Here is an 858-nt window from a genome sequence, read left to right as displayed (position 1 = left end):
AGTATTAAACATTATTCTTACTATATTGGCAATATTCAGTACAGTTTGGGTGCCAACTAAATTCTACTTTGAAAACAAATCAGAAGATCAAATCGATTCACATTGGACATTAGCTAATAGTCCGGTAAACCTTATTGCATTTTATGCAAATATTATTGAGAGTATTATTGATTACTATCAAGATAAAAGCGATCTTGAAAATGTACAGAATATTTCTCCTCCCTGGCATATCATTTCAGCCCAACCTCAATATAAAAACTATGTTCTAATTATTGGTGAAAGCGCCAGAAGAGATTATATGTCCACTTATGGTTTTAATTTACCTACCACGCCATTTTTAGATAAAACGACCGGCTACATTAATGCAGGTTATGTTTCCAGCGCACCGGCTACTTACCATTCATTGTTAAACTCATTGCATTTTAAATCCAAGAGAAAAGGTAAAAAAGATTATTCTTACAATATTATTACGTTGGCTAAAATAGCAGGAATAAAAACTTTTTGGCTATCAAATCAAGGCAGCATTGGTAAATATGATACACTAACCAGTCGTTTAGGTATCAGTGCAGACTTCCACTATTTTACTAAAAAAGGCGGCTTTTCAACAAATAATGCCGATGATATGAAATTGTTAGATGAATTAAAAATTCGATTTAAAGAAAAAACCTACTCAAATAATGTAAGGCTATTTGTCATTCATTTAATGGGCTCACATCGTAATTTTTGTCAGCGACTTAAAGAAGAAGAGAAAAAACTGGAATTTATTAATGAGAGCCTATCTTGTTATGTAAATACAATTTTAAAAACAGATAAATTCATTGAGGAAACAGTGACTTTATTAAAAGAACAAAATGAACC

Annotated in this window: 1 protein-coding gene; it reads left to right on the top strand. The window is 31.2% G+C overall.

The features are described from left to right. Positions 1 to 858 (top strand): phosphoethanolamine transferase (locus tag QZ106_RS00400; RefSeq protein ID WP_367259880.1); only part of this gene is annotated, 858 nt, incomplete at both ends.

This window comes from uncultured Aggregatibacter sp. (assembly GCF_901873365.1).
In the GTDB taxonomy this organism is placed as follows: Bacteria; Pseudomonadota; Gammaproteobacteria; order Enterobacterales; family Pasteurellaceae; genus Aggregatibacter.
The sequence above is the reverse complement of the archived record's forward strand: the minus strand, read 5'-3'. Positions and strand labels throughout refer to the sequence as shown.